The sequence below is a fragment of the Kibdelosporangium persicum genome, from assembly GCF_013280595.1.
In the GTDB taxonomy this organism is placed as follows: Bacteria; Actinomycetota; Actinomycetes; order Mycobacteriales; family Pseudonocardiaceae; genus Kibdelosporangium; species Kibdelosporangium persicum.
In genome coordinates, this window is the sequence record NZ_JAAATY010000016.1 from 1 (window position 1) to 20,516 (window position 20,516).

20 protein-coding genes and 1 pseudogene are annotated in these 20,516 nt (G+C 69.0%); 7 read left to right on the top strand and 14 right to left on the bottom strand.

Annotation, left to right across the window (positions count from 1 at the left end):
- Positions 1-2,012, bottom strand: a 2,012-nt coding sequence (locus tag GC106_RS26025; RefSeq protein WP_217280983.1) for a hypothetical protein, incomplete at its 3' end; no start/stop codon positions are given.
- Positions 2,009-3,157: a hypothetical protein gene (locus GC106_RS26030; protein ID WP_173135961.1), complete on the bottom strand. Its 1,149-nt coding sequence runs from the start codon at positions 3,155-3,157 to the stop codon at positions 2,009-2,011. The genes GC106_RS26025 and GC106_RS26030, both read right to left, overlap by 4 nt.
- A 277-nt stretch (positions 3,158-3,434) precedes the next feature.
- Here GC106_RS26030 and GC106_RS26035 point away from each other — a divergent pair, with 277 nt between their 5' ends.
- Positions 3,435-4,295 carry an RICIN domain-containing protein gene (locus GC106_RS26035; protein ID WP_173135963.1) on the top strand — a complete coding sequence of 287 codons (861 nt, stop codon included), beginning with the start codon at positions 3,435-3,437 and terminating at the stop codon, positions 4,293-4,295.
- On the opposite strand, the gene tatB is transcribed toward GC106_RS26035, so the two are convergent.
- The 4 genes from tatB to sigE form a co-directional block, all read right to left on the bottom strand.
- The gene (gene tatB / locus GC106_RS26040; RefSeq protein WP_173135965.1) at positions 4,296-4,703 is read right to left on the bottom strand and encodes a Sec-independent protein translocase protein TatB; all 408 of its coding nucleotides are present in this window, start codon (positions 4,701-4,703) and stop codon (positions 4,296-4,298) included. It lies immediately after the preceding gene.
- A gap of 37 nt (positions 4,704-4,740) precedes the next feature.
- Positions 4,741-6,249, bottom strand: coding sequence for a S1C family serine protease (locus tag GC106_RS26045; RefSeq protein ID WP_173135967.1), 1,509 nt, complete (start codon positions 6,247-6,249; stop codon positions 4,741-4,743).
- A 267-nt stretch (positions 6,250-6,516) separates the two neighbouring features.
- On the bottom strand, positions 6,517-7,110 hold the full coding sequence (locus GC106_RS26050) for a zf-HC2 domain-containing protein (protein ID WP_173135969.1): 594 nt from the start codon (positions 7,108-7,110) through the stop codon (positions 6,517-6,519).
- A complete protein-coding gene (gene sigE, locus GC106_RS26055; protein WP_281368626.1) occupies positions 7,107-7,691 on the bottom strand; it encodes an RNA polymerase sigma factor SigE in 585 nt (194 codons plus the stop codon). The genes GC106_RS26050 and sigE overlap by 4 nt, the downstream gene beginning before the upstream one ends.
- Positions 7,692-7,917: 226 nt before the next feature.
- On the opposite strand from sigE, the gene GC106_RS26060 reads away from it, so the two are divergent.
- Complete coding sequence (locus GC106_RS26060) at positions 7,918-8,556, top strand: O-methyltransferase (protein ID WP_312872849.1); 639 nt, start codon at positions 7,918-7,920, stop codon at positions 8,554-8,556.
- 32 nt (positions 8,557-8,588) lie between these two features.
- On the opposite strand, the gene glgC is transcribed toward GC106_RS26060, so the two are convergent.
- The gene (glgC, locus tag GC106_RS26065) at positions 8,589-9,809 is read right to left on the bottom strand and encodes a glucose-1-phosphate adenylyltransferase (protein ID WP_173135975.1); all 1,221 of its coding nucleotides are present in this window, start codon (positions 9,807-9,809) and stop codon (positions 8,589-8,591) included.
- Between the two features lie 103 nt (positions 9,810-9,912).
- On the opposite strand from glgC, the gene glgA reads away from it, so the two are divergent.
- Together glgA and GC106_RS48090 are read left to right on the top strand one after the other, a co-directional pair.
- Positions 9,913-11,067, top strand: a complete 1,155-nt coding sequence (glgA, locus tag GC106_RS26070) for a glycogen synthase (protein ID WP_173135977.1) — start codon at positions 9,913-9,915, stop codon at positions 11,065-11,067.
- 62 nt (positions 11,068-11,129) lie between these two features.
- Positions 11,130-11,414: pseudogene (locus GC106_RS48090) on the top strand (GtrA family protein); the annotation flags it as partial.
- 23 nt (positions 11,415-11,437) lie between these two features.
- Here GC106_RS48090 and GC106_RS26075 read toward each other — a convergent pair.
- Complete coding sequence (locus GC106_RS26075) at positions 11,438-12,589, bottom strand: MFS transporter (protein WP_312872850.1); 1,152 nt, start codon at positions 12,587-12,589, stop codon at positions 11,438-11,440.
- 109 nt (positions 12,590-12,698) lie between these two features.
- On the opposite strand from GC106_RS26075, the gene GC106_RS26080 reads away from it, so the two are divergent.
- Positions 12,699-13,547, top strand: coding sequence for a LysR family transcriptional regulator (locus GC106_RS26080; RefSeq protein WP_246366754.1), 849 nt, complete (start codon positions 12,699-12,701; stop codon positions 13,545-13,547).
- Here GC106_RS26080 and GC106_RS26085 read toward each other — a convergent pair.
- The 6 genes from GC106_RS26085 to GC106_RS26110 form a co-directional block, all read right to left on the bottom strand.
- Complete coding sequence (locus GC106_RS26085) at positions 13,535-15,019, bottom strand: leucyl aminopeptidase family protein (RefSeq protein ID WP_173135983.1); 1,485 nt, start codon at positions 15,017-15,019, stop codon at positions 13,535-13,537. The two genes, GC106_RS26080 and GC106_RS26085, sit on opposite strands and share 13 nt — an antisense overlap.
- An 88-nt stretch (positions 15,020-15,107) precedes the next feature.
- Entirely contained in the window at positions 15,108-15,275 is a 168-nt protein-coding gene (locus GC106_RS26090; RefSeq protein WP_076991360.1) for a DUF3117 domain-containing protein, read from the bottom strand.
- A 293-nt stretch (positions 15,276-15,568) separates the two neighbouring features.
- Positions 15,569-16,114 carry a DNA-3-methyladenine glycosylase I gene (locus GC106_RS26095; RefSeq protein ID WP_173135985.1) on the bottom strand — a complete coding sequence of 182 codons (546 nt, stop codon included), beginning with the start codon at positions 16,112-16,114 and terminating at the stop codon, positions 15,569-15,571.
- Entirely contained in the window at positions 16,111-16,422 is a 312-nt protein-coding gene (locus tag GC106_RS26100) for a DivIVA domain-containing protein (protein WP_173135987.1), read from the bottom strand. The genes GC106_RS26095 and GC106_RS26100 overlap by 4 nt, the downstream gene beginning before the upstream one ends.
- Positions 16,423-16,437: 15 nt before the next feature.
- Positions 16,438-17,118: a permease prefix domain 1-containing protein gene (locus GC106_RS26105; protein ID WP_173135989.1), complete on the bottom strand. Its 681-nt coding sequence runs from the start codon at positions 17,116-17,118 to the stop codon at positions 16,438-16,440.
- Entirely contained in the window at positions 17,100-17,438 is a 339-nt protein-coding gene (locus GC106_RS26110; RefSeq protein ID WP_173135991.1) for a PadR family transcriptional regulator, read from the bottom strand. The genes GC106_RS26105 and GC106_RS26110 overlap by 19 nt, the downstream gene beginning before the upstream one ends.
- Positions 17,439-18,081: 643 nt before the next feature.
- Here GC106_RS26110 and GC106_RS26115 point away from each other — a divergent pair.
- Together GC106_RS26115 and GC106_RS26120 are read left to right on the top strand one after the other, a co-directional pair.
- Entirely contained in the window at positions 18,082-19,386 is a 1,305-nt protein-coding gene (locus GC106_RS26115) for an MFS transporter (RefSeq protein ID WP_173135992.1), read from the top strand.
- Positions 19,340-20,515 carry a radical SAM protein gene (locus GC106_RS26120; protein WP_173135994.1) on the top strand — a complete coding sequence of 392 codons (1,176 nt, stop codon included), beginning with the start codon at positions 19,340-19,342 and terminating at the stop codon, positions 20,513-20,515. Before GC106_RS26115 ends, GC106_RS26120 begins: the two co-directional genes overlap by 47 nt.
- Position 20,516 lies beyond the last annotated feature (1 nt).

Consider the following 20,516-nt stretch of genomic DNA (forward strand, 5'->3'; position numbering starts at 1 on the left):
GCCTGACGCTTCTGCTCCGCCTCCGTCTCCCGCTTCGCCGTCTCCTTACGGTCAGCGATCTGCGCGTCCCGGTTCTTCGCCTGCTTCCGCGCCTTCTTCTCCGCCGCGGTCTCCTGCTCGGCCGTGAACTTACGGTCGGCGATCTGCGCGTCCCGGTTCCTGGCCTGACGCTTCTGCTCCGCCTCCGTCTCCCGCTTCGCCGTCTCCTTACGGTCAGCGATCTGCGCGTCCCGGTTCTTCGCCTGCTTCCGCGCCTTCTTCTCCGCCGCGGTCTCCTGCTCGGCCGTGAACTTACGGTCGGCGATCTGCGCGTCGCGGTTCTTCGCCTGACGCTTCTGCTCCGCCTCCGTCTCCCGCTTCGCCGTCTCCTTACGGTCAGCGATCTGCGCGTCCCGGTTCTTCGCCTGCTTCCGCGCCTTCTTCTCCGCCGCGGTCTCCTGCTCGGCCGTGAACTTACGGTCGGCGATCTGCGCGTCCCGGTTCCTGGCCTGTTGCGCCTTTTTCGCCTCTTCCGCCTTCTTCGCCGCCGTCTCCCGCTGGGACGTCGCCTTCTTGTCGGCGATCATGGCGTCGCGTGCCTGGTCCGGGTCCTTCTTCGGGCCGTAGGTGTCGTGGATGTACTTCTCCCACTTCTGCCGGATCGGGTGGAACTCGTAGACGTAGTTGCCGTTTCCGTCCTGCACCAACTGGGGCCGGTACGTGTCCCGCAGGGCACGCAGGAACGTGGCGCGCTTCTTCGGGTCAGGCAGGTGGAGATTCCTGATCGTGTCGTCGAGCCAGCGCTTGTCCTGGTCCGTGCCACTGATTTCGGCCGTGTACAGGGTTTCCGCGAGCCCGTACGCGGTCGGCAGGTAGCGGTTCTTGCGCTCCTCGTCGATCGAGAACGGCGGCGCCGCGCCCTGACCGGGGGTGCCTGCTCGCGCCCAACCGGCCCTGGTGGGCAGTTTCGGCGTGGTGACCCGGCTTGCCGTGGTGCGCCGGCCGTTCCCGGTTGGGCTCACGGTCTTCTTGGGCGCCAACTGTTTCGCCTGCGCCCGGTCGATCGCTTCCTGTTTGGCTATGCTGGCGGCCCGGCCAGGGCCGGTTGTGCCCCGCGTGGAACCTTGCTTGCCCTGAGGAACGTTGGTCGTGGACTTCTTGCCCTGAGGAACGTTGGTCGTGGGTGTTTTCGCCTGTGCCCCCGTGGAACCGGGACCCCCTGAGCCGCCCTTCCGTGGACGCGCCTGCTGACCAGGCTCGTCCGGCCCCTTGTCGTCGCCGCCACGCTTGTACGCGTCGAGCACTTTCTTGGCTTCGCCCTTGAAATGGGCCGCGCGCTGCCGCAGTTGGTCACGTTCGTAGGCCGTGCGAGCGTCCTTCGCGCGTTGTTGGTACTGCGCCTCTTGCTTCTTCAACTGTTGGTAGCGGTCAAGGGCCTGCTGGGCTTTCGCGAGGTCCGTCTCCGCCCTGGCCAGGTCCGCCCTGGTCTGCCTGACTTTGCCCGCGGTACCGCGCTTCGGGGTGGGGCCGCCCTTCGAGCCTTGCTTCGGGCGCAGTTCGTCCAAGTCCTTCTGGAACGCGTCGACCCTTGTCCTGGCGTCCTTGACCTGGCTTTCCAAGAACTTGTGCGGAACGAGTTTGGTCAACTGGCCGTCGACCGACTTGCGGATCGACGGCCAGTTCGTCGTGGCCCACTTGGCGACGTTGGAGGCCGAAGGCTTGCCTGCCCAGTCAGTGCCGACGCTCTGCGCGTAACTGAAGACGTGCTTGAGCCCGGCCTGCTCGATCGCCCGGTCGAACGCGGCGCCGTACCGCGCCCGGCCGTCCCGGTAGTAGTCCCGCAGCTTCTTCATCGCCGACTGGTCGTCGGGATCAGGCGTGGCGGGACGGCTCGGCTGCGCGGCCGACGCGAAGTCAGGCAACGCTGCCGCGATGCCCCCGAACGCCATCACCGTGGCCAGGGCGACAGCAGGCACCTGCAATCCCGCACGACGCAATCGCAACCGCGCTTCCGCCAAGGTTTCCGGCTTCATCGCCCGCCCCTTCCGTTCGCTGGGAGGACCATGAATCCGGTCGGCCCTTCCTCGGCCAGCACGTGCTCGCCGATCGATTTCGAGTCCCGGCCCTCGAAGGTGATGACCGGCTCGGGTTTGGTCTCGGCTGGCCGCTTGGTCCTGCCGACCGGCTCGGCCTCGACCGCTTTCCGTGCCGGGGCCGGCCGCTCGATGACCGGGGCTTCGACGCGCTGGGCACGCGCCGGACGGACCTCAGGCGCGGGCTTGACCTCAACCACCGGAGCCTTCCGCGCACCAACAGGCGCCGGCCGCTCGACAACCGGACCAACCTCAGGCGCGGGTTCAACCCCAACCACCGGAGCCTTCCGCGCACCAACAGGCGCCGGCCGCTCGACAACCGGACCAACCTCAGGCGCGGGTTCAACCCCAACCACCGGAGCCTTCCGCGCACCAACAGGCGCCGGCCGCTCGACAACCGGAGACTCGACACGCTCAGGCGCTGGCTCAACCATCGCCACAGCTGTCTGCGCGTCAGCAGCCACCGTCAGAGCCATGGGCGCGTCCGTAAGCACCGGGCCCGGCTGCTCCACCGCCACCACCTCGGCCGGTTCAGCCACCGGCTCGACCCCCGCCAGAAGCATCGGCGCCTCGACAGGCGCCGGACCCCGCCGCTCAGCCACCGGACCGATCCCGAGCGCTGCTTCGACGTCGGCCGTCAGAGCCAGCGGCGACGGCTCATCCGCCCCCTCGGCCGGACCGACTGCGAGCTTCACCTCGGCCACGCCGAGGTCTGCCGCAACCGCCACGCCGGCCGGTGAGGCCTTCACGTCAGCCGACACGCCGGCCGCCGCGACCTCAACGTCCACATCCGCCCGCTCGGGAACGTCCGCCGGAACCGGCGCCAACGCCACCTCCTCGGTCTTCTCGCGCGGCGGTGCCCAGATCACCGGTGGCGTCGGGGCGGGTGGCGGCGTCGGGGCGGCGGGCGCCTGCACCGGCGGTTCGGGAAGATCCACGATCTCCGGTCCGAACACCGGCTGTTCCTCGATCACCGGCGGTGCTTCGATCCCCCGCTGCTCCAGATACTCGTCAACCAGGTGGCTGACGTCGTCCGGTGACAACGCGACTGCCGGATCGTCGTCACCCGACAGCAGGTTCGCCACCAAGGCACCCATCGCCACTCCGCCGGCGAAGCCCGTCCAGATCCATACCTTTGGCATGTTCGGTTTACGGCGGTGAATCCGTACACCGGCCCGCCGTGGCACTCGACGCCGTGGCATCGCTCTCCCTCCAGTTCCGATGCGTTCCAGGAGAGAACCAATCGGCCGACGTGTCCGGTCACAAGGCTTTGAGCTGTCCGGATCAGTCCAGGACGGTTTCGGACACCCGGCGGGCGCCCTTATCCTGTGCATCTCACACAGGGACTTCGGAGGGAAACCGGTGCCGGGGGAAGACTGGCCGGATCCACGAGCCGCCACGACCGATGCCGAGTTCGTCGCGGCACTGCGAGAAGTGCGGACACGAGCCGACATGAGCTTCCGGGCGCTCGAACGCCGGGCCGCCCAGGCCGGTGACGCGTTACCGAGCTCGACGACCAACTCGGCGCTCGCACGCGACACGTTGCCACGCACCGAGTTCGTGGCCGCGTTCATCCGGGCGTGCGGCGGTGACGACAAAACCGTCCAGGCATGGGTCAACGCACGGGCGGACCTGGCCAGCGGTGGCGCTCCGGCCGTGACGTCTGACAACAGGCGGAAGGTCGCCTGGCTCGTCGGGGCGATCGCGTTGCTGATCGCGGTCGCCACGACGGTGCTGATCACCACAAGCGCCAGTACGGACCAGACGATCACGACGGGCGCCCAGCAGATCCGGGTCGCGGCGACCGGCATGTGCCTGGGCGAGGGCCCGGAGAAGTTCAAGGACACCGGCCGTGAGGTGCTCGGTCAGCACGAGTGCGCGTCCGCCGGACCGCCGATCAGCATCGAACCGGCTGCCGAAGGGCGTTATCAGCTGGTTCTCCATCACCCCCAGCACGGGCCTGGGTGCGTGACGATCGACGGCGGCGGCCAGTACACCGAGGTGCTGATGGCGGGCGCCCCTTGTGAGGCCGGCCGGCCCGATCAGGAGTTCACGTTCGAGGCCGTCACCAGCCCGGTCGAGGGCTACCGGCTGCGTTCCGTGTCAGGCGCCAAGTGGTGCGTGGGCGTCTACCAGAACAGCGGGGAGCCAGGCGTCCAGCTCATCCAGAACCCGTGCGACAACGGGCCGCACCAGGTGTTCCAGCTACGACCGCCCGGCTGATCAGGTGGCGTCGGGGTCGAACGGCGGCTTCTCGCCCGGGTTCAGCGGCGGCGGGGTCGATGGCGCCGGAGGAGACGCCGCCGGAGGAGATGACGCCGCGGGTGGCGGCGGCGTGTAGCCGTTCGGCTTGGGGCCGCTGGTGTCGTCGCTGAACAGGTGCTGCGAGACCATCCGCTTCGGGTCGAAGCTGCGCAGCTCGCGGAGGTTCTCCAGCGGCTTGCGCAGTTCGTCGAACTCCGGGCCCATCTCGTTGCGGAGCTGGTCGCGCGCGCCGGTGGCGAACTCGCGCACCTTGCGGATGCTCCGGCCGATCCACGCCGCCGCGGACGGCAGGCGTTCCGGGCCGAGGATGAACAGCGCCGCCAACAACAGCACGAGAATCTCCGGCCAGCCAATGCTGTCGAACATGCCGCAACCTCCACCGAGTCAGCTTCAGCTTACCGACTCAGTCGGACTGCAGGACCACGTCGATCGTCAGCTCCCTGCCGTCCCGCACGAGCACCACCGGAACCTTCGCCCCGATTTCATGCGCTCGTACCGCGACGGTCAGCTCGGCCGAGTTGCGGACGATCCGGTCGCCGACCTTGATGATCACGTCGCCTTCCTGGATGCCCGCCTTCTGGGCCGCGCTGTCCTGCGCGACGTTGGCCGCACGGGCGCCCTGGGACGACTCGGCGCTGACGTCGGTCACCGCGTTGACGCCGAGCTCCGCGTGCTTGACCTGCCCGTCCCTGATCAGCGCCTGGGCGATCTTGCGGGCGTCGTTGGCCGGGATGGCGAAGCCGAGACCGATCGAGCCGCCCTCCTCGGTCGGGCTGACGATGAACGAGTTGATGCCGACCAGTGCGCCGGTCGCGTCGACGAGCGGGCCTCCGGAGTTGCCCTTGTTGATCGAGGCGTCGGTCTGGATCGCGTCGTACGCCACAGGCGGGTCGCCGCCGTTGCCGGGCACCAGCCGCGGCCGGTGCAGAGCGCTGACGATGCCCTCGGTGAACGTGTTGGACAGGCCGAGCGGCGACCCGACGGCGATCACCGAGTCACCGACCTGCAGTGAGTCGGAGTTGCCGAACTGCAGCACGGTCGGATTGTTCACCTGCACCTTGATCACCGCGAGGTCGGTCTTCGGGTCCCGGCCGACGATCTTGGCATCGGCGCGGCTGCCGTCCTGGAACACCGCGGCCAGCTTCATCGACTGGTCCTTGGCGGCGGGCTCGATCACGTGGTTGTTGGTGACGATGTAGCCCTGGCCGTCGATCACCGCGCCGGACCCGATGGTGCCGGAGGTGCTACCGCGCAGCTCGATCGACACGACCGAAGGCGCCACCCGCTTCGCGATGTCGGCGATCGAGCCCGGTGGCCGCTCCACGTTCGGCTGCACCTCGGCGAGCGTCACGTCGCTGGTGAGGTCGTTGCCGGTCCGGGCGATCCACCAGCCCACCGCGCCGCCCGCGGCGCCGATCACCAGCACCACGACCCCCAGGATGATCAGCGCGGTCGTCTTCACGCGCCGCCCGAACAGCAGTTCGGGCACGCTGAGCAGCTGCCCGCTGTCCCTGACGGGCTTCTCCTTGACCTCCGGCTCCGGCTGGTCCAGCGCGGGCGGGCCGATCATCGCCCCGGCGCCGGGATCGCGCCACGGATCGGAACCCTTGGCCGACCACAGCGGCGAGTCGTCGCGCTCGTCACCGTTCTGCTCGCCAGGCGGCCGCTGGAGCAGGACGTCCGGGTTCTCCGGCGGACGGCTGAACGCCTCGGTCAAGGCGGCCGCGGGCGGAGGAGCTGACCGCAGCACCGGGTCCGGGTGGTTGCCGTTGCGGTGGGCGAAGGCACTGTCCACACCGGGCGGACGGCCGAACACGGCCGCCTGAGCGGGGTCGACCGCCGGCCTGCGCAACGGGCGCGGACCAAGCCGGTCAGGCTCAGGGGCCGGGTTGTGCTCAGGGTGCTGGTTCATCACCGCTCAGCCTGCCTGTCAGGTGGTGAAAGCCCAGTAAACACGGCGGGCGGACGGCCTGGCGGCCCCCGACGTCCAGCCTACGACGGGACACCGGCAACGCCCGGCGGACAGAGATCCACTCCGGCTGGTTGTCCACAGGGCGACGATGCGGCGGTGCTGTCCGAAGCTGATCGGCCAGCGCGGAGCCATGCGCGCGGTGAAGGGCCCGGAACGCCGCGAAGCCCCCGTTTCGGTCAACGAGGGCTTCGTGTCCTTGGAGAAAAGTCAGCGAATGATCGGGCCCGGGCGGACGAGAACGGGCGCGACGTGCACGGGTCCCCTGGGCGGTGTCCGTACGACGGGGGCGGTCGCCTCGCCGTTCGCGGCGGGGGCGCCGGACGGGGCGACAAGCGCCAAAGCGCCGAGTACCAGGCCGGAGACGACGACACCCGCGCCTTGCGCTGTGCGCCGGCCGCGGCCGAGGACGTTCGGGCCTTCGCCTAAGCGGGGCTGGGAGCCCAGCGCCACCTTCGAGCCCAGCGGGGCGCTGGTGCCGACGCGGTCCGGGCGCTGGACGGCGACGAGCTTGCCGTCCTGGGTCATCGCGAGGTTGTCGGGCATCTCCGGCAACTCGGTGTTCTGCGGAATGGCCCGCAGGCTGGCCAGCAAGGCCGCCGGCAGGGACGGGGCATCAGCAGCACGTACGGCCGCGCGTGCCTGCCGCTGTGCCGCGATCTCCGCGGCGCAGTTCGAGCAGCTCAGCATGTGCGCGGCCACCCGGTCACGGGCGCTCGCGGACAGCTCGCCGTCCACGAACGCCACGACCGCGTCCGGCATCAGGTGCTGCTCGGGCAGATTCCACCCGCGCAGGTCGGTCATGCGGAAGCCTCCCGGGTCACTTCGCGGCGCCGCTCGAGCGAGGCGCGCAGGGCCTGACGGCCACGGTGGATCCTGCTGCGAACAGTACCCAGCTTGACCCCGAGGGTCGCACCGATCTCCTCGTACGACAGGCCTTCCACGTCGCACAGGACCACGGCGGCCCGGAACTCCGGCGGCAACTCGTCCAACGCCGCCTGCAGGTCGGGGTCCAGGTGGGTCTCCGAGTAGACCTGCTCCGGCGACGGGTCGTCGCCCGCGAGCCGGTCGGTGTCCTCGGGCAGTCCCTCCATGCGCAGCCGCGAGCGGCGGCGCGCCATGTCGAGGAACAGGTTCGTGGTGATGCGGTGCAGCCAGCCCTCGAAGGTGCCCGGCTTGTACGACGCCAACGAGCGGAACACCCGGATGAAGGTCTCCTGGGTGAGGTCCTCGGCGTCGTGCGAGTTGCCGGTGAGACGGTAGGCGAGCCGGTAGACCCGGTCGGCGTGTTCCCGGACGACCTCGTCCCAGGTCGGAGGTGTCCACACCGGTTGGTCGTCCAGCTCGACTGGCGCCGCCAACGCGACGTCGGAATCGCTCATCAGGTGGGTATCCTCCCGCGGACTCAACTGCCCACTACGTTCCTCAACGACGGACTCGTTCACGGTGTTCCCCACTTCGGCTGTGCGACTCCCCTTGATGTCGACAGCTAAGTGCACCGCGTTAGGGGCCGGGTGAGAGTCAGCTAAGACGAACCTGAGAATCCGTCCTCCGGCGCGTTGCCTGAGGGTTCCCTCAGAAATGGCCCGGACGACGCTAATCTCGCCAGGCGTGACACCCGAATGGCCGGCCGGGCTGCGTGACTACGTCGAGGACTACCTGGCCGAGGACGAGATCCTGAGCGCCGCCAGGGCGCGTGGGCGCGCGCTGGGCTGTGTGCCGATCGGCGTGGCGGGCGGCGCCGCGCTGCGGTTCCTCGCCACCGCGCTGCGGGCGAAAGCCGTGGTGGAGGTCGGCACGGGGGCCGGGCTGAGCGGCCTCTACCTGCTGCGGGGCATGGCCCCGGACGGCGTGCTGACGTCGATCGACGTCGAACCCGAGCACCAGGCGGCCGCCCGGCGGGCCTTCGCGGCCGAGGGCATCACGCCCGGCCGGACCAGGCTGATCATGGGCCGGGCGCTGGACGTGCTGCCGAGGCTGACCGACTCGGGCTACGACCTGATCTTCGTGGACGCGGCGAAGACGGAGTACCCGAGCTACTACGAGCAAGGCGTGCGCCTGCTGCGGCCGGGCGGCGTGATCGCGTTCGACAACGTCCTGTGGAAGGGCCGCGTGGCCGACCCGGACGACCGCGAACCGGACACGACGGCGCTGCGCGAGGTCACCCGGCTGGTCAAACAGGACGACCGCCTGGTGCCCGTGCTGCTCCCAGTCGGCGACGGCCTGCTCGTCGCCGCCAAGGCCTCGTGAGTGTTTATCCGGGTTAGAACCCGGACAAACACTCACGACAGGACCTGGGCGCCCTTGCCGAGGACGATCACGCCGCCCGCGCTGACGGTGTACTTCTCCCGGTCGGCGTCCAGGTCCACGCCGATCTGGGCGCCGTCCGCGACGACCACGTTCTTGTCCAGGATCGCCTTGCGCACCACGGCGCCCTTGCCGATCCGCACGCCGGGCAGCAGCACGCTGCCCTCGACCACGGCGCCGTCCTCCACGACCACGTCCGCGCTCACCACGGACTCCCGCACCGAGGCGCCGGACACGATGGTCCCCGGGCCCACGATCGACTCGACCGCCGAGCCCGCGTTGACGAACTTCGCGGGCGGCAGCGGCGGCGTCGCGGTCCGGATCGGCCAGGCCTGGTTGTACAGGTTGAACACCGGGTGCACGGACACCAGGTCCATGTGGGCGTCGTAGTAGGCGTCGAGCGTTCCCACGTCACGCCAGTAGCCGCGGTCGCGTTCGGTCGCACCGGGCACGACGTTGTCGTCGAAGTCGTAGACGGCCGCGTTCCCGTCGTCGACCATCATGGGGATGATGTCGCCGCCCATGTCGTGGTCGGAGTCGCGGTTCGCCGCGTCCGCCCGGAGCGCTTCGAGGAGCACCTCGGTGCGGAACACGTAGTTGCCCATCGAGGCGAACGTGACGTTCGGGTCGCCGGGCACGTGCGGCGGGTCCTTGGGTTTCTCCAGGAACCGGGTGATCCTGCCGCTGTCGTCGGAGTCGATGCACCCGAAGGCACTGGCCTCCTCGCGCGGGACCCGGATGCCCGCCACGGTCACGCCCAGGCCCGAGTCGATGTGCTGGGCGACCATCTGCGACGGATCCATCCGGTACACGTGGTCCGCGCCGAACACCGCGATGTGGTCGGGGCGTTCGTCGTACACCAGGTTGAGCGACTGGAAGATCGCGTCCGCGCTGCCGGTGTACCACCTCGGCCCGAGGCGCTGCTGCGCCGGGACCGGGGTCACGTACTGACCGAGGATGTTGGACAACCGCCAGGTGGTGGAGATGTGCCGGTCCAGTGAGTGCGACTTGTACTGGGTCAGCACGCACAGCCGGTGATAGCCGGCGTTGACCAAGTTGGACAGTACGAAGTCGACTAACCGGTAGTTGCCGGCGAACGGAACAGCTGGCTTGGCCCGGTCCGCGGTCAGGGGCCAGAGGCGTTTGCCCTCGCCGCCCGCCAGCACGATCCCGAGTACCTTCGGCTGGCCTGTCACGGTTGGGACCCTAGTGTCCCGACCACGATGACGGCCAGATCAAAACGCCACGATTGGCGTCACGTTCACTCGGGCGCACCATCGGCAACTACGGTTACCAACTGTGCGAATCGGTCTGCTGACACGCGAATACCCGCCTGAGGTCTACGGCGGGGCAGGCGTCCATGTCGGTTTTCTCGTCCCTCGGCTGCGTGAGCTGATCGAGGTGGACGTGCATGCCTTCGGCGGGCCGAGGGCGGACGCGTACTCCCACGGGCCCGCGCCCGGTCTTGAGCACGCCAACGCGGCGCTGCGGACGTTGTCGGTCGATCTGGCGATGACGGCCGCGACGGAAGGCGTGGACCTGCTGCACTCGCACACGTGGTACGCGAACATGGCAGGTCATCTCGGCAAGATCCTGCACGGGGTGCCGCATGTCGTGACCGCGCATTCGTTGGAGCCGAGGCGGCCGTGGAAGGCCGAGCAGCTCAAGGGCGGGTACCGGCTGTCCTCCTGGGTGGAACGGACGGCGTACGAGGCCGCGGACGCGATCATCGCGGTCAGCGAGGGCATGCGGGCCGACGTGCTCGACTGCTACCCGGCCTTGGATCCGGCCCGTGTGCACGTCGTGCGCAACGGCATCGACACGAGCGCGTACCACCCGGTGAGCGAGACGGACGCGCTTGAGCACTACGGCATCGACCCGAAACGGCCGATCGTGGCGTTCGTCGGCCGGATCACCCGGCAGAAGGGCGTCGGGCACCTGATCGCGGCCGGGCACGGCATCAACCCGGACGCCCAGCTCGTGCTGTGCGCGGGCGCGCCCGACACGCCGGAGATCGCCGAGGAGACCAAGCAGGCGGTGTCCGAGCTGGCGAGCAGCCGGCCCGGGGTGTTCTGGATCCAGCAGATGCTGCAGCCCGCCGAGGTTCGCCAGATCCTCAGCCACGCGACCGCGTTCGTGTGCCCGTCGGTGTACGAACCGCTGGGCATCGTGAACCTGGAGGCTATGGCGTGCGGCACAGCCGTGGTCGCCTCGGACGTCGGCGGGATTCCGGAAGTGGTGGCCGACGGGCAGACCGGACTGCTCGTGCACTACGACGACCACAACGTCGAAGATTTCCGCTCCGGCCTGGCGGAAAAGGTCAACGAGCTGGTCGGTGACCCGGCACGCGCGGCGGCGATGGGCGAGGCGGGCAGGCAGCGCGCGGAGCGGGAGTTCGCGTGGACGACGGTCGCTCAGCAAACTGTCGATGTCTACAGGTCCGTCGTTCACTGAGGCGATCCTCAGTGAATACGGGTAAATATGTAGGCGTGACACGCGTTTTCACCCGGTACACGATGGCATCGCTGCTGGCGACGGCCATCAGCCAGGTGGTTTTGCTCGCGCTGTACTGGGCGTGGGAAGCCGACGCCATGACCGCGAGCACGGTCGCGTTCCTGGTCGGCGCGGTCCCGCACTTCCTGCTGATCCGGCAGTGGGCGTGGGGCAACAGGGGCCGTGCGGGCAGGCGGGCCGAGATCGTCGCCTACGTCGTGGTGACGGCCGCGGGCGGCGCGCTGTCCATCGGGATCACGACGGCGGTGGACTGGCTGCTCGCCCCGCTGATCGACGACCGCGGCTGGCACGCGTTCGGTCTGGTGATCGCCTACCTGGCCAGTGGCGCGCCGGTCTTCCTGCTCAAGTTCTTCGCACTGGACCGGGTGTTCCGGCGGAACGTCAGCAATACTCCCAGCGCGCCCACCGACAGCCAGGACAGCGAGACCGCGATCAGCGCGCTCCAGCCCAACGCCGCGTAGACCATCGTCCCGGCGGTGCCGCCGATGCACGCCCCGGCGTAGTACGCGCCGGTGTAGAGCCCGGACGCCGGGCCCTTGCTCGGCGCGACGGTGTTCACCCACGCGCCCGCGGCCGCGTGCGCCGCGAACCAGCCCGCCGTGAGCAGCACGAACCCGATGGCGATGGGCACGATGTGCGTGGGAATCGTGAGGATCACGCCGACGGCCGTGACGCCGAGCATTCCAAAGAGGACCGTCCGGCGGTTCGGGTGGCGGCCGGTCGTGGCCGAGGCGAAGCCGCCGACCGCGTACGCGACGAAGACCAGCGACGCGACCTGCGGACTGAGCTCCAGCGGTGGCGAGGCGAGCCGGAACCCGACCGAGTTGTACAGCGCCACGAACGAGCCCATGCCCAGGAAAGCGACGGCGTAGAGGGCCCACAACAGCGGCCGGGTGACCGCGTCCTTCAGGCCGCCTGTGGTCCTTGTCACGGCTTCGGTTCGCTTGGGCAACGCCCAGATGAGCACGACGGTGGCCGCCGCGGCGCAGACGGCCACGAGTCCGGTGCCCTCGCGGTACGTGCCGACCTGGCCGGCGATCAGCCGGCCCACCATGCCGCCGAACGAGTTGCCCGCGACCAGCATGCCGATGGCCTTCAACCTGCCCTGTTCGGCCAGGTACGCCATGGCGACGGCCGGAAAGCCCGCGATGGCAACGCCTTGCACCGCTCGCAACGCGACAAGCAAGGGAAAGTCACCGACGTACGGCAGGCACAGGCCGATCACGGCGGCGACGATCACCGAGGACAGGATCAGCGGGCGCCGGCCGACCACTTCGGACAGTAGGGAAAGCGGGATCACCGCGACGGCCAACGCGCCGGTGGCGATCCCGATCACCAGCGAGGCCTGCCCCGGCGTGACCTGGAACTCGTGCGCGAGGTGCGGCAGCACCGGCTGCGGGGCGTAGAGCAACGCGAAACTCGCGAGCCCGCCCGCCGCGATACCGATGGTCAGCCTGTCCACGCGTTGTGACGTTAGGCAGCCCCGATCCATACGTCCAATACGGCATCATGAGGTCATCGATACGTCAGCGCATGACTCTCTCGCCGCGTCGATCGCGCCGCGGCTGGCGATGCTGCGCCTGCTCGCGTCCACGGGGAACGTGACCAGGACGGCGGAGTCGCTCGGCGTGCCTCAGCCGACCGTGAGCCGATGGCTGGCCGCGCTGGCCGCCGAAGTCGGCGCTCCGGTGGTCGTCCGGGACGGTCGCGGTGTCCGGCTCACCCGGGCCGGGCACCTGCTCGCCTCGGCGGCGACGGCCGCGATGGGCGCGCTGGAGGCCGGGACCCGCCGGGTCGTCGAAGAGATCGACCCGGACAACGGCCGGGTGGAGCTGGGTTTCCTGCACATGCTCGGCCGGTCACTGGTGCCCGAACTGCTGCGGGCCTTCCGGTTCCGGCATCCTCGTGTCCGATTCGGACTGAGCCAGGCGTCGCGGGCGGAGATCATCACCCGGCTGCGGTCCGGCGAGGTCGACCTGGCGTTCTTCGGTCCGCCCCCGGACGAGCCCGATCTGGCGTGGGCGCCCGTGCAACGGCAGGAACTCAAGCTCGTGCTGCCCGAGTCGCACCGGCTGGCTGGGCGGTCCCGGGTCCGGGTCGCCGAGCTGGCCGATGAGGAGTTCGTCGGGCTTGAGCACGGGTTCGGTGTGCGTCAGCTGACCGACGAGCTGTGCGCCGCGGCCGGGTTCGTGCCGCGGATGGCCTTTGAGGGACAGGAATCCGACACCGTGCGCGGCTTGGTCGCGTCAGGGCTCGGGGTCGCGATCCTGCCGGTGGCGGAGCTGCCGATGCCCGGGCTGGTCGAGATCTCGCTCAGCCCTCAGGCAAGCAGGGTTGTCGCGCTGGTGTGGCCCGCACAAGACCAGCTGACGCCGGCTGTGCGGGCGTTCCGCGACTTCGCCTCGGTTCAGGAGGCGTAGGAGGCCGCCAGTTCCACCAGAGTCCGTGTCGAGAAGCCGGTCGCGCCGGGCACGACTTCGTCGTAGGTCTTCTCGGCTCGGGCCGGGCCCGCGATGTCCAGGTGGGCCCAGGGAAGGCCGCCGGTGAACTTCCGCAGGAACAGCGCTGCCGTGATGCCGCCGGGGCCGGGCGGGCACTGGCGCCAGTCGGCGATCTCGCTGACGACCTCGTCCTCCAGGTCCGCCAGCAACGGCATCCGCCACCAGGACTCGCCGCTGCGGGTTCCCGCCTCGATGATTCGCGACGCGAGTGCGTCGTCCGAGGCGAAGAGGCCGCCGGTACGCACGCCGAGGCTGACCTTCATCGCTCCCGTCAGCGTGGCGACGTCGACAATCAGGCCGGGCTTCAGGCGACGGACCGCGTAACCGAGCGCGTCGGCGAGGACCATCCGGCCTTCGGCGTCCGTGTTGGTCACCTCTGTCGTCTGGCCGTCGTAGTGCCGGACGATGTCGCCGGGCCGGTACGACGACCCTGACACGTGGTTCTCCGCCAGCGGTACCAGGCCGGTGACTCGAACGGGCAGTCCCAGGCGGGCGATCGTCACGAGGGCCGCGATCACCGAGGCGCCACCGCACATGTCGGTTCGCATCAGGTGCATGCCGTCGGCCGGTTTGAGCGAGATGCCGCCGGTGTCGAACGTGATGCCCTTGCCCACGTAGACCAGGTGCGGTCCAACTGGCTTGGCGGGGCGCCACGACAGTTCGACGAACCGCGGCGGGCTCACCGAGCCGCCGCCGACCGCCAGCAGGCCGCCGAAACCCTCGGCGGCGATCCACTTCTCGTCCCGGACTTCCACCGAGAGGCCGGGCAGCTGCGCGGCCAGCTGGACAGCGGCCGACGCCAGCCAGGCCGGGTCCTTCACGTTCGACGGAGTGTTGCCCATGTCACGTGTCGCCGTCGTGCCGAGGGCGACCGCGAGCGCGCGGTCCACTACCGGCTGCAGGTCGGCGTCCGTGACCAGGCGCAGGGACTTCAAGCGCGGCTTCTCGACCGACGACACCTTGTACCGGTAGCCGCCCAGCGACACCCCCAGCACCAGTGCGGAGATCTGCTCCGACGTGGTGTCCGGCGGCAGTGTGAGCTGCAGGGACCGGACGACTCGGCGACCCGCGTCCGAGTCGGCCTCGGCCCGCGCCTCGACCGCACGGACCAACGCCGCTCCGGCCTTGCGCCACTCCGCCGCCGTGCCGTCGCCGACTCCGGCGACCCAGCGGATACCGGCGCCGTGGCCCGCCGCGACGTGCACTTCGCCCGCCTTGCCGGTCAGCCCGACGGTCGACGCCCACACGTCGCTCAGGTCGGAACCACCCGGGCCCAGCACGGGCGAGTCACCGCCGTACGCGAGCACGACGATCGGGACACCACGGCGAGGGGACGACGCCACCTCGATCTCGGGCATCGGACTGGGTAACCGCGGCACGGGCGTGCGCACTCAAGACCTCCTGCGGCTCGCTTCAAGACGTGACGCGGCCCCGGCTCCACTCCTCGCGGATACCGGGGCCCGCCTGGGAAACTCGGTGTCAGCCCGCGGCGGCCTTCAACGCGTCGCCCAGGGCGCTGGCCTCGTCCGGTGTCATCTCCACCACCAGGCGTCCACCACCCTCCAGTGGGACGCGCATCACGATGCCCCGACCCTCCTTAGTCACCTCGAGGGGACCGTCACCGGTCCGGGGCTTCATGGCCGCCATAGCGTGCTCCCTCCGTCATAGCCTGCCCACCGCAGGCCGGGTCCACCAGCCTCGGCTAACGCCATTCTCTCCTATCCACTCACCGCGACGAAATCGAACCGATCTTTTGCGTGTCGTTTGGTCACCACTCACCGACCTGCCGTGACAGTTTCCAGGTGGGCGGTCCGCATGCGACAACAACGACTTCGACCGGCGACACGCCGTGGTGCGACACGCCGGGCCAATTTCCCCCGTTTTGGTAACGAGATGGTCACGCAATCGTGCCGTGCGTGACGGGAAATGGCCCGGCATTTTCATCGGGCCCGCCAACAGGTGGCGATATGGTCGTCGACGATCCCGGTGGCCTGCATCAGCGCGTAGCACGTGGTCGGTCCGAGGAACACGAACCCACGGCGTTTGAGCTCCTTGGCCATGGCCTTCGACTCGTCGGTGACCGCGGGCACGTCGGCCATCGTGCGGGGCCGCTTGTGCCGGGCGGGCCGGAACGACCACAACAGCTCGTCGAGCGGGACGTCGAGCGACAGCACCGCGCCCGCGTTGCGGACCGCGGCGTCGATCTTGGCGCGGTTGCGTACGATGCCCGCGTCCCCCATCAGCCTGGCCACGTCGTCCTTGCCGAATTCGGCGACCAGCTTCGGGTCGAACCCGGCGAACGCGGCGCGGAAGTTCTCCCGTTTGCGCAGAATCGTGATCCAGGACAACCCGGACTGAAAGGACTCCAGGCACAGCCGTTCGTACATGGCGGCTTCGCCGCGTAACGGCGTGCCCCACTCCTCGTCGTGGTACGCCACGTAATCCGGTGTCGAGTCGCCCCACGCGCAGCGCACCAGGCCGGTCACTGGGCGGCCGCCTTGCCCGCGACCTGCTCCTCCAGTTCGGCGACCCGGGACCGCAGGTCGCCGACCTCCTTGCCAAGGCGCTGCAACACCCAGTCCACCTCGGACATCTTGTAACCCCGCAGGACCATCTGGAACCGGACTCTGCTCACGTCCTCCGCGGTGATGTCCTCGGCGGGCAGCCGCGTCGGCGACGCGCCGGGCGGCAGCGGCGGCAGTTCCTCACCGCGGCCGAACAGCACCGAGGCGAGCAGGAACACCACAGCCGCCACGAAGACCATGACGACGAGGTAGAACAGCGCGGTGGTCACCACGCAATCTTGCCACTAGACCGCGAACCGGACGGCCTTTCGCGCCATCACCGTCAGGCGGGCGAGCACGAGCACCGCGAACACGCTCGCGAGCAGCAGAACCGGTGTATGGAACATCAACGCCGGGTTGACGAACATCGACGCGACGCCCAGCGCGACGTTGGCCGACAGCGCGGCGCTGGCCGCGACCATCGCGACACCGGCGGCGCACCGGGCGATCAACCGGTTGTCAGCGGTGCGGCGGGACCACAGCCGCGCGATGAGCAACGCGAGCGCGGTCGCGATCGACACGGCCCACGTCATGCTGTCGCTGATCTGCGCGAACGGCATGTACCACTGCGGCGGCGGGTTGCCGCCGGGAGCGTTTTCCCACCCGCCTAACCAGATCAGCCGCGCACCTTCCCACAGCATGTGCGTCGCGGGGAGCACGAAGAGGATCGAGCGGAGCGTACGGGCGCCGTACGCCACCGCGAGTTCGCCCTGGTAGTCCCGGGCGATCACGGCGACGGGCCCGAAGTCCTCGACCGCCTTGCGTTGCGCGTCGTGCTCGGCGAAGCCTGCCCGCCGGTAGCACTCGGCCGCGTCCTCAAGGCTGTCGCGCGCCTCGGTCAGCAGGTCGGTCTTGACTTTCCGGCCGCCGGGCAGCCGCGCATCCAGATCAGCGACATAGTCGTCGATCACGCTTGCGCGGGCCATGGTCCCTCCCCGAGTACGCCCTCGATCGCCGCCGTGAACTCACGCCATGCGTTCCGTTCCTGAACGAGCGCGCGTTGCCCGGCCTTCGTCAGATGGTAGGTACGGCGCTGACGGCCGGACACAGTGCTCCACTCACTGGTGACGTATCCGGCTCGCTCCAGACGACGCAGCGCCGGGTAGACCGTGCCGGTCGGAAGGTCCAGCGCGCCGCCACTACGCAGCTGAAGTGCTTCGATGATGGCGTAACCGTGCAGCCGCCTGCCGTCGAGTGTGGCGAGCAGCAACGCGTCGAGGTGTCCCCGCAGCACATCCGGCTTCATACGTAGCGAGTCTACGGGTTCGAAGTCACACCGCCCAGCATTTTGTCGCAGTTTCAGGGAGATCCCTGATCGATACGTAGCCTGCCAACCCATTGACCTGACGCCCTTGGGACGGTCGCGGTTCGCCGCCTCGTGGCGGTCGGCCAGATCGACACGGGCATCGCGCCCGCTTCGCACATCGCGTCCACCGTTGTTCTTCCCGGTCCGGCCATCACCGATTCGGCACTGATCGCCGGGTGGCCAAACGCGGTCCGGCGCCGCCGAACGAACCGGTGAATACCGGGGCAGGCATGGATTTCCCCCGGATTCTCCGGCCGGCGCCGGTTATTTCGCATTGACGGGTTATGACCACAGCGCCGGAGTTCCGCTCCGGCCGACCGCCGCCTGAACGTGCCCGCCACGAACCGAACACCTACCACGACTCGCCGGCCGCCGAAAGAATGCTCCGCGCGGTGGCGTTTTCTCGCCAGCCATGCCTCTGACCAGCGACAATACAAGTGACGTGGATCACAGTCACACTTGTTTCCTTGCTTGAATGAACATCCGTCAGTTGAGTGGTGACGGGAACGCACCGCATCCGGGGAATCACCGACAGTTCCGTGCACTGTGGCCTCGCCATGGGCTCACACGGCCGAGGGGGACGATGCGCACGACGCCAACGGCAACCGTCCTGCCTGCCGGGTTCCGGTGGTTCTGGGGCAGTCAGACGATGAGCTTCGTCGGCGACCGGCTGACCGGCTTCGCCGTGCCGAGTGCCGCGATCCTCGTGCTGAACGCGTCCAGCGCCCAGGTGGGACTCGTCTCGGCGGCCGGTTGGCTGGCGTATCCGGCGTTCGGCATGGTCGCCGGCGCGCTGTTGGCCGGGCGCAGACGCAGGCACGTGATGATCACCGGCGAACTGGTGCGGTTCGTGGCGTTCCTCAGCATCCCGCTGGCCGCACTGGCCGGTTGGCTGAGCGTCACGCAGATGGTCGTGGTCGTCGCACTGGCCGGAGTCGCGACCGTCTTCGTGGACATCGCCAGTCAGTCCTATCTGCCCACTCTGGTCGCGCCAGGACAACTGTTCGCGGCCAACTCCCGGTTGCAGGGCTCGGACAGCCTCTCCAAGCTGATCGGTCCGGCGCTGGCCGGCGCGGTGATGAACCTGCTCGGCGGGATCACCGCGATCGCCGTGAACGCGTTGCCGTTCCTGTTCTCCGCCTTCGGCCGGACCCGGGTCGGAGTCGTCGAGGACCTGCCGCCACGGCTGGAATCACCTCCGTCGATCGCGGCCAGAATCCGCGTGGGCCTGGCCTTTGTCTGGAGCCGGCCGCCGTTGCGGCAGGTGGTCTGCGGTACGGCGGTGCGTGGCTTCGGGACCGGCATCGTCGACGCGGTTCTGCTGCTTTTCGCGTACCGGGCGCTGGGTCTGTCGAGTTTGGGCGGCGGTCTGCTGCTCGCGGCGGGCGCGGTCGGCGCGTTGCTCGGTGCCTTGCTGACCCAACGGATCGCCGGCCGGATCGGCGTCCGGGCGGCACTGCTGGCCAGCGCGTTCGAAGGTCTGCTGTGGCTTGCCGTGCCGGTCACGTTGTTCGCCGCACCAGTGGTGTTCCTGGTGGCCATCCGCGTCTGCTCGGCCTTCTGGCTGCCGGTCTGGAACGTGCTGACGACCAGCATCCGGCAGTCGCTGACACCACCGGGCGAACAGTCAGGCGTGCACGCGACCGCCCGGACGCTGGCGTCGTCGACGATCCCGCTCGGCTCGCTCGTCGCCGGTTTCGCCGCGGGAGCACTGGGGTCCTGGTTCGGCACCGCGACAGGTCTGGTGGTGGTGCTCGCCGTGGGCGGTGTCTGCACCGCGGCGAGTGTCCTGCTGGTGCGCGACGTACCTGAACTGGCCACAACGCAAGGAGGAGGATCGAATGCACCCGACCACCACACGGACGTTGAACGCCAAGGAGTTCGCTGACATCAAGCACACCGTGGCGATCCGGTCACGGGCCCGCAGGAACCTGTTGGCGGACCCCGGGTACGCCGCGCCACTGCCACAGGAAGTCAGCCTGCAACTGACGTACAAGTGCAATCTCCGGTGCACGCACTGCTACCAGTGGAACGAGCAGGGCTTCTTCCGCGACTTCAGCATCGAGCGGCAACGCACCGAACTGGACGTCGAGATCGTCGAGCAGATCCTGCGCACGACGGCACCGGTACGGTCGAAGACCTTCCTCTGGGGCGGCGAACCGTTGATGCACACCAGGTTCGACGAAGTCGCCCGGTTGCTCGAAAAATATCCGCGCACGGTCAACATGTGCACGAACGGCCTGCTGTTCAAGCGCAAGCTGGACGACCTGCTGCGGATCGGCGAGAACCTCAACCTGCTGGTCAGCCTGGACGGGCTCGGCGAGGACCACGAGGCCCTGCGCGGCAAGGGCACGTTCCGGCGCACCATGGAGAACATCCGGCTGATGCTGGACCTGAAGGCCAAGGGCGAGTTCGACGGCGAGGTCTCGTTGTCGTGCATGGTCTCGCACGTGACCGTGTCCAAGATGTACGAGTTCATGGAATGGGCCGAGGAACTCGGCGTCAACACGGTCTACTTCCAGTTCCCGTGGTTCATCAGCCCGGAAGTCGCGCAGGCGATGGACAAGGTCTACGAGGAGTCGTTCGCCTGGCTGCACCCCGACACCAAGACCAAGCAACCGACCTGGCACTCGTACACCTATCAGCTGCCGGAGGAGCAGATCCCGGTGCTGCGGGAGTCCATGGCACGACTGGCGAGCAGGCCGTGGCGGGTCCGCGTGCGCTACCAGCCTCAGCTGGAGGCCGACGAGGTCGAGGACTTCATCCGCGGCACGTCCCGGCCGGCACAGCACCGCAACAAGTGCCTCGCGGTGTCCAACCGGATGGAGGTGCACGCGGACGGCGCCGTGAGCTCGTGCAAGTTCTTCCCGGAGTTCGTCGTCGGCAACCTGTACGACACCCCGGTCGCGGACCTGTGGCAGGGCCCCGACTTCCGCGAGATCCGCAGGATCCTCTCGGCCAACGGCATGATGCCGGTCTGCTCGAAGTGCATCCTGCTCTACCTGAACGGAGTGTGAA